Consider the following 6,697-nt stretch of genomic DNA (forward strand, 5'->3'; position numbering starts at 1 on the left):
ATTGCCCCGTGGGTGGTGCGAAACCGATCGGTTTCGCACCACTTATTAATCGGCAGTTACCGATATGATCGTCACATGCCGATGACACAAGAGCTCGCAGCTGCTGTATCTCTGTTCCACTCTCTTGCCGATCACAGTCGCCTGACGATCCTGCGTCGGCTGTCCGTTGGTGAAGCGCGGGTGAGGGACCTCACCGACGAACTCGGCTTGGCGCAGTCAACCGTGTCAGAGCACGTTGGATGCCTCCGCGAATGCGGACTCGTTGTTGCCCGCAGTGAGGGCCGACAGAACTTTTACTCTGTCTCCACTCCCGAGGTGATCGATGTTCTCGAAGCGGCCGAGCGACTCCTCGCCGCGACGGGTTTCAAGGTCGATCTGTGCAAGACGTACGGGAGCGACGCCCGATGATCGGAACCATCGTGGCCGCCATCGGCCTGTTCGCGGCGACGAACATCGACGACATCGTCGTCCTCACCGTTCTGTTTCTCGCGTCCGCACGCGGAGCCCTCCCGGGATGGAAGGTCGTGGCCGGACAGTACCTCGGCTTCATCGCTCTGGTCGCAATCAGCAGCCTCGCCGCCGCAGGCCTCACCATCGTTCCGGATGAATGGGTCGGGCTGCTGGGCCTGGTCCCACTTGCGATCGGTGTGTACGGGCTGATTCGTACGCTCCGACATCGCGGCGACGATGACGACGACGACGAAAGCTCCATCAGCGCCGGGGGCCTGCTCGGAGTTGCCGGCATTACCATCGCGAACGGTGCCGACAACATCTCGCTGTACACACCTGTCTTCCGCACCAACCCGGTTCCGGACACCATCGTTACCATCATCGTGTTCTTGGTACTCGTTGCCGTGTGGTGTCTTATCGCCCGCTTCGTGGGTACCAGCAAGGCTGTCACAGAGGCTCTTGAGAAGATCGAGCACTGGCTCGTGCCGGCCGTGTTCATCGGGTTGGGTCTGTACATCCTGGTCGAGTCCGGCGTGATCGTTCGTCTCATCGAAGTCCTGTCGTGAGCAGGTTCACACGCCTCCTCGCTGCCGCTGCTGCCGTAGTTGCCGCCTTCACGGTCGACCAACTCACCAAAGCGTGGGCCCTGTCCTACCTCGACGGAGGCCGTGATATCGACCTTGGGCTGGGCGTATCCCTGCGCCTCGTGTTCAACCCTGGGGTCGCATTCGGTCTCGGCGGCGATGTGGGAGCGCCGCTTGTCGTCGGCGTTATGGTCCTTGTCGCCGCGCTGCTCACGTGGATCGTCATCCGAGTGCTGCGGAGGCAGAGCATGGGCGCTACTGCGCTGCTGGCTGCCGCCCTCGGCGGCGCGATCGGCAACCTGTGGGACCGCACCACACGCGCTGAAACCGGACCGCTCAGCGGAGAGGTGGTCGACTTCATCGCTGTCGACTGGTTCGCCATCTTCAACGTGGCTGACATCTTCACAACGCTCGGCCTGCTCGGGTGGGCAGCCTTGTATCTGCTCCGTCGAGACCACGCTCCCATCAGCGGGAGCACCGGTGACGGTTCCCAGCACCGCGGCTGATCTGGGAACGAGGAGGGCCCGCACGGGTATTCGTGCGGGCCCTTCGCGGGTGGCGGAGGGCGGTGCCCGCCGCGATGCGCGTTACTGCTGGTAGGGGATGAGGCTCAGGCCGCTGTCATCGACGACGAGGATGTCGCCGTTGTTGGTGATGGTGACGGCTTGGGCGGTGCCGTGGATCGTTCCGACTTCGAACCAGTTCTGCGCTCCCGCGGTTGTGGCCCAGATCCGTCCCTGGGTGCCGATACCGACCACGCGGTTGTGGTCCGGGGAGGCGCTGAGCCCGGCAAGAAGGGGAGCATCCGGCCACGCCTGAAATGTGGCAGCCCGGTCGGTGCTGACCAGCAGACCATCCGCGGTGGAGGCCATCACTCGCCCTGCTGCGTCAACGGCGAGCGACATGGCGTAGACGGGTGCCCCGGTGGGCTGCCAGGAGACACCGCCGTCTGTGCTGGTGAGCATTTCATTGGCGTCGGTGGCGACGCCGTAGAGCGTTCCGCGGGGGTCCGCGGCGAGGGCGTGAAGGTCTTTCTCGCCTGTGAATGCGGTGGGTTGCCAGCTCTGCCCGTTGTCGGAGCTTCGGATGATGCCCAGGTTGGGGGCTCCCAGCTCGGGCGGGGTGGTCCGACCGGGGTGGCCAGATGCCACGAGTGTGTCGTCAAGGACGGTCAGGCCCATCGCGTCGAAGTCCGTCTTCGCCAGGCGGGCGCCCAGCTCACCGTCACGGGTGACGGTGAAGATGCCCTCGTGGGTTCCGATAAGGAACCCATCGGTGGCGGGGTCATCAACGATGCCGTGCACGTGTGTGAGCGGCTGCTCAGGGTGGTCGTCACCGGTGAGGGACGGTGAACCGGCGCAGCCTGCGAGAGCGAGCGCGACCATGGGGACGAGGGTGGCCAAGGACAAGGCGCGGGTGCGGGAGCCCGGCGCGGTGAGGTTGGTGTGGTGGTGCTGCATTGGGGGTGCGTTTCGTCTGATCGGGTGGTGGGGCGCGGTGGTTTTCCGCGCCCCACCCGGGTGATCAGAGAGTTGCCAGAAGCTCCTCCATGGTCGCGATTTCGGACGTCTGCGATTCGACGATCTGGTTGGCCAGGGCGACGGCGTCGCTGTTCTGGCCGTTGCTGGCCTCTTCCTGGGCCATCTCGATCGCGCCGCGGTGGTGTTCGATCATCTGCTGAAGGAACAGTCGGGCGGCGTCCGTGCCGGTGGCCTGCTCGAGGGCCTGCATGTCGTCCTCGCTCATCATGCCGCCGCCGCTGTGGTCCATGCCGCCCATGTCGGAGGAGGTGGCTCCCCAGTCCTCGAGCCACCCTTCCATGGTCGCAATTTCAGGTTCTTGAGCGGCCTTGATCTGCTCCGCCAGGGCGGTGACGCGCTCGTCGATGCCGTCTTTCGACAGGAGCGTGTCGGACATCTCGATCGCTTGAGTGTGGTGCTCGATCATCATGCTGGCGAACATGACGTCCGCCTCGTTGGCGTCCGCTGACTGCGCGGGGCTAGCACTGCTGCTGCTGCCGTGGTCCATTCCGGGCATGCTGCCGCCCGAGGTGGTCCCGCCGGAGCATCCGGCGAGAGTGAGCAGGGCGGCGAGAGTGAACGCGGCGGTCGCCGCGGCGCGGGTCTTCATGGTGTGTTCTCCATCGGTCGGTGATGAGGCACGACGGTTGTCGTGCGGGAAGATGCGTTGCCCGCGCGGAAGGCGGGCGTACGCGTCATCACGTGCGACTGATGCAGAGAACCGTGAGGGAAGGTGGCGGGACAATCTGTGCGGGCGCGGGCCACCGGGCCTGTACCGCGCGGAGTACGTCGTCTCGGACGGTAATGCGCCACCCGATACGGTGACGTGCGAGCACGAGCACGCTGACAAGCAGCGCCAACACGCACGCCATCCAGGCCATGGCGTGATCGTCGCCACAGTCGCCGCAGCCGTCGTCGTGGGCGGCGGTCGTGTTCAGCTGGGCGGAGAGGGGCGCCGCATCGTGATGGGTCGATACCTCTCCCGCGACAGCCACCGTGTCGCCATGTCCGGAGGCGGTGGTGTGGGTGTTGAGGGAGTGCATTGCCAGGAGCCCCACGATGACGGCGCCGGTTACAGCGATCACCATCAGCAGGGTGCGGGTGAATGCACGCTGGCCACGCACATGCTGCGCGAGGGTAATCAGCGACATCTTCACCTCCTGGTCGGTTTCTAGGCTAACTTTCGCCGGCGAGGGCGGGTGGGCCGCTTGACGGCCAACGCGCGCTTTGCCCGCGAGTGGGTGACGGGAACTGGTGGGTTACAACGCCGCGAGGAGGTCGTTGCACGCCTGCTCGCAGCGGCGGCATGCCTCTGCGCAGACCCGGCAGTGCTCGTGCATGTCGGCGTGCTGCTCGCATTCCTGCGCGCACGCGGCGCACGCGGTGCGGCATGCCTCCACAACAGCGCGAACCACCTCGACGTCCACCGTCGTCTGTCGAGAAAGCACCGCACCGGTCGCGGTGCAGATGTCGGCGCAGTTGGCGTTTTTGGTGATGCACGTCACCAGCTCGGCCACCATGTCTTCTGACAGGCACGCGTCGGCACACGCGGTGCAGGTCTGCGCGCATTCGATGCAGGCCTCAATGCAGCGGGCGAGTACGTCCGCGGCCTCAATGGACGCGGCCTTGGGGTGAGTAGTGAGCATCTGATCGATAGCAGTCATGTTCGCTGGTCCTTTCCCGGGGACCGTCCCCGGCGCCTGCCACGATACGAGCGGGCGACGGGGACGATTCGGGGGGTTGCGGGCGCGGGGAAACTACTTCGCGGCGACGGCTTGCGGGCTGAGGTCGAGCCGACGCAGGAGTTGCGCGTTGAGCGCGACGACGATCGTGGACAGCGACATCAGGATCGCTCCGACGGACATGGGGAGGACGAACCCGATAGGGGCGAGCACTCCGGCGGCGAGGGGGACGGAGATGAGGTTGTATCCGGCGGCCCACCACAGGTTCTGCTTCATCTTCCGATAGCTGGCCCGCGACAGGTCGATCACGGACAGCACGGAGCGGGGGTCGTCGCTGGCGAGGATGACCCCGGCGGACGCGATGGCGACATCGGTGCCCGCGCCGATGGCGATACCGACATCGGCTTGCGCGAGGGCGGGTGCGTCGTTCACCCCGTCACCAACCATGGCGACCTTGCGGGATTCGTTCTGAAGCTGCTTGACCTTGGATGCTTTGTCTTCGGGGCGGACCCCGGCGAAGAAGCGGTCGATGCCGAGGTCGGCGGCGACGGATGCGGCAACCGCTTCGGCGTCTCCGGTGATCATGACCACCTGCACGCCCCGCTGGTGCAGCGCGTCGACCGCGGCGCGCGATTCAGGGCGGATCTCGTCCGCCAGGCGCAGCGCTCCTGCCACCTGCCCGTCGATGAGGACGTGGAGGATGATCGCACCCTCGTTGCGCCACTCGTTCGCGATCGACCGCTCAGCGGCCTTCTCCTGCTCGAGCATGTAGGGGCCGCCGACCTGGACGGTGCGCCCGGTGACCTGCGCGCGGACACCGACGGCCGGGGACGATTCAAAGTCGTTGGAGGAGGGGACGGTGAGCTGCTTCTCTTTCGCGGCGTTCACGATCGCCCGAGCAAGGGGGTGTTCAGAGTCCGCCTCGGCGGCGGCGGCCAAGGCCAGCAGTTCGTCTGCATCGACCCCTTCGGCAGGGTCGATCGCGGTGACGGCCGGCGTTCCCTTGGTGAGTGTGCCGGTCTTGTCGAACAGCACCGTGTCGACGGTGCGCATGCTTTCCAGCGCGAGACGGTCCTTGATCAGAACACCGCCGCGCGCGGCACGCTCCGTGGCGATCGACACGACGAGCGGGATCGCCAGTCCCAAGGCGTGCGGGCAGGCGATGACCAGAACGGTGATGGTGCGGATGACCGCTTCGTCGGGGAATCCCACCAGGGACCACACCAAGGCGGTGACCGCGGCCGCGCCGAGCGCGAACCAGAACAGCCACCCCGCAGCACGGTCCGCGAGCCGCTGCGCGCGAGAGGAGGAGTTTTGAGCCTCAGTGACGAGCTTTTGGATGCCCGCGAGGGCGGTGTCCTGCCCGACCGCGGTGATTTCTACGCGAACTCCGGAGTCGGTGGCGACCGTGCCGGCGACGACCTGATCGCCGTCGCCGCGGCGAACGGGGCGGGATTCTCCGGTGATCATCGACTCGTCCATGCTGGCCGAGCCCTGCACGATCCGCCCGTCCGCGGGAACCCGCCCACCGGGGCGGACCACAACCACGTCACCGACCTGCAGCTCAGCGGGGGCGACGGTGACGGTGGTTTCCCCGTCCACCTTCTCGGCCTCGTCGGGCAGGAGCGCGGCGAGGGAGTCGAGGGCGGAGGTGGTCTGGGCGAGGGATCGCATCTCGATCCAGTGCCCGAGAAGCATGATTACGACCAGCAGCGCCAGCTCCCACCAGAAGTCCAACTCGTGGTGCAACAGCCCGAGGCTTGCCCCCCAGGACGCGAGGAACGCGACGGTGATCGCGAGGGCAATGAGAAGCATCATGCCGGGCTTGCGGGCGCGCAGCTCGCTGACGGCGCCGGTAAGGAACGGGGCGCCACCCCAGACATACATGACGGTCCCGAGAATCGGGGACACCCATCCCACCCACGCCGCGTCCGGCAGCGGGTAGCCGATCAGCATCGAGAACATGCTGGAGAAAGCCACGACCGGCACCGCGAGAACCAGCATGATCCAGAACAGCCGCCGGAACCGGGCGACGTGATCACCGTGACCGGCGTGACCGCCGTGGTCGGCGTGACCGTGCCCGGCGTGCCCCGCCGCAGGTGCCCGATCATCCGTGCCGTGCGGGTGGCCCATCGCTACGTGGTCGTGTACTGCCGTTGCCGCCGGAGCGTTGTGGCCCTGGTGGTTCGTGCGGGCCGAGTGGTTGTGATGTTCGTGCTGGCTCATGGGAGCCTCCTTCGCTGGGTGCGCCGCCACGGCGCACGATTCAGGTTCGGTTGGGGCATGGGAGTGCGGGCGATGTGCACGGGTGCCGGCTCGGGGCGGAACCGGCGCAGCCGGAGGCTGTTGGTCACGACGAACACCGACGACAGCGCCATGGCCGCCGCGGCGACGAGCGGGTTCAGCAGCCCGGCCATGGCGATCGGGATGGCGGCGACGTTGTAGGCGAAGGCCCAGAACA

General features: G+C 66.6%; 9 protein-coding genes. 3 read left to right on the forward strand and 6 right to left on the reverse strand.

Going from position 1 to position 6,697, the window contains the following annotated elements; all coding sequences use genetic code 11:
- The 3 genes from D8Y23_RS15775 to D8Y23_RS15785 form a co-directional block, all read left to right on the forward strand.
- Window positions 1-408, forward strand: a 408-nt coding sequence (locus tag D8Y23_RS15775) for a metalloregulator ArsR/SmtB family transcription factor (RefSeq protein WP_342672126.1), incomplete at its 5' end; no start/stop codon positions are given.
- A complete protein-coding gene (locus D8Y23_RS15780) occupies window positions 405-1,016 on the forward strand; it encodes a cadmium resistance transporter (RefSeq protein ID WP_108320784.1) in 612 nt (203 codons plus the stop codon). The genes D8Y23_RS15775 and D8Y23_RS15780, both read left to right, overlap by 4 nt.
- Window positions 1,013-1,540 carry a signal peptidase II gene (locus D8Y23_RS15785; RefSeq protein WP_164878281.1) on the forward strand — a complete coding sequence of 176 codons (528 nt, stop codon included), beginning with the start codon at window positions 1,013-1,015 and terminating at the stop codon, window positions 1,538-1,540. The genes D8Y23_RS15780 and D8Y23_RS15785 overlap by 4 nt, the downstream gene beginning before the upstream one ends.
- A gap of 81 nt (window positions 1,541-1,621) precedes the next feature.
- Here D8Y23_RS15785 and D8Y23_RS15790 read toward each other — a convergent pair whose 3' ends face one another.
- From D8Y23_RS15790 to D8Y23_RS15815, 6 genes are all read right to left on the reverse strand, one after another.
- Entirely contained in the window at window positions 1,622-2,494 is an 873-nt protein-coding gene (locus D8Y23_RS15790; RefSeq protein ID WP_240663930.1) for a F510_1955 family glycosylhydrolase, read from the reverse strand.
- Window positions 2,495-2,558: 64 nt separating this feature from the next.
- On the reverse strand, window positions 2,559-3,164 hold the full coding sequence (locus D8Y23_RS15795; protein WP_108320503.1) for a DUF305 domain-containing protein: 606 nt from the start codon (window positions 3,162-3,164) through the stop codon (window positions 2,559-2,561).
- 88 nt (window positions 3,165-3,252) lie between these two features.
- Window positions 3,253-3,705, reverse strand: coding sequence for a DUF6153 family protein (locus tag D8Y23_RS15800; protein WP_164878282.1), 453 nt, complete (start codon window positions 3,703-3,705; stop codon window positions 3,253-3,255).
- A 108-nt stretch (window positions 3,706-3,813) separates the two neighbouring features.
- Complete coding sequence (locus D8Y23_RS15805; protein WP_108320501.1) at window positions 3,814-4,218, reverse strand: four-helix bundle copper-binding protein; 405 nt, start codon at window positions 4,216-4,218, stop codon at window positions 3,814-3,816.
- A gap of 93 nt (window positions 4,219-4,311) precedes the next feature.
- Window positions 4,312-6,462: a heavy metal translocating P-type ATPase gene (locus D8Y23_RS15810; protein ID WP_406600923.1), complete on the reverse strand. Its 2,151-nt coding sequence runs from the start codon at window positions 6,460-6,462 to the stop codon at window positions 4,312-4,314.
- A partial coding sequence (locus D8Y23_RS15815) for a hypothetical protein (RefSeq protein WP_164878280.1) occupies window positions 6,459-6,697 on the reverse strand: 239 nt, incomplete at its 5' end. The genes D8Y23_RS15810 and D8Y23_RS15815, both read right to left, overlap by 4 nt.

Origin of the sequence: Microbacterium enclense (assembly GCF_004022425.1) — a bacterium.
Lineage (GTDB): Bacteria > Actinomycetota > Actinomycetes > Actinomycetales > Microbacteriaceae > Microbacterium > Microbacterium enclense_A.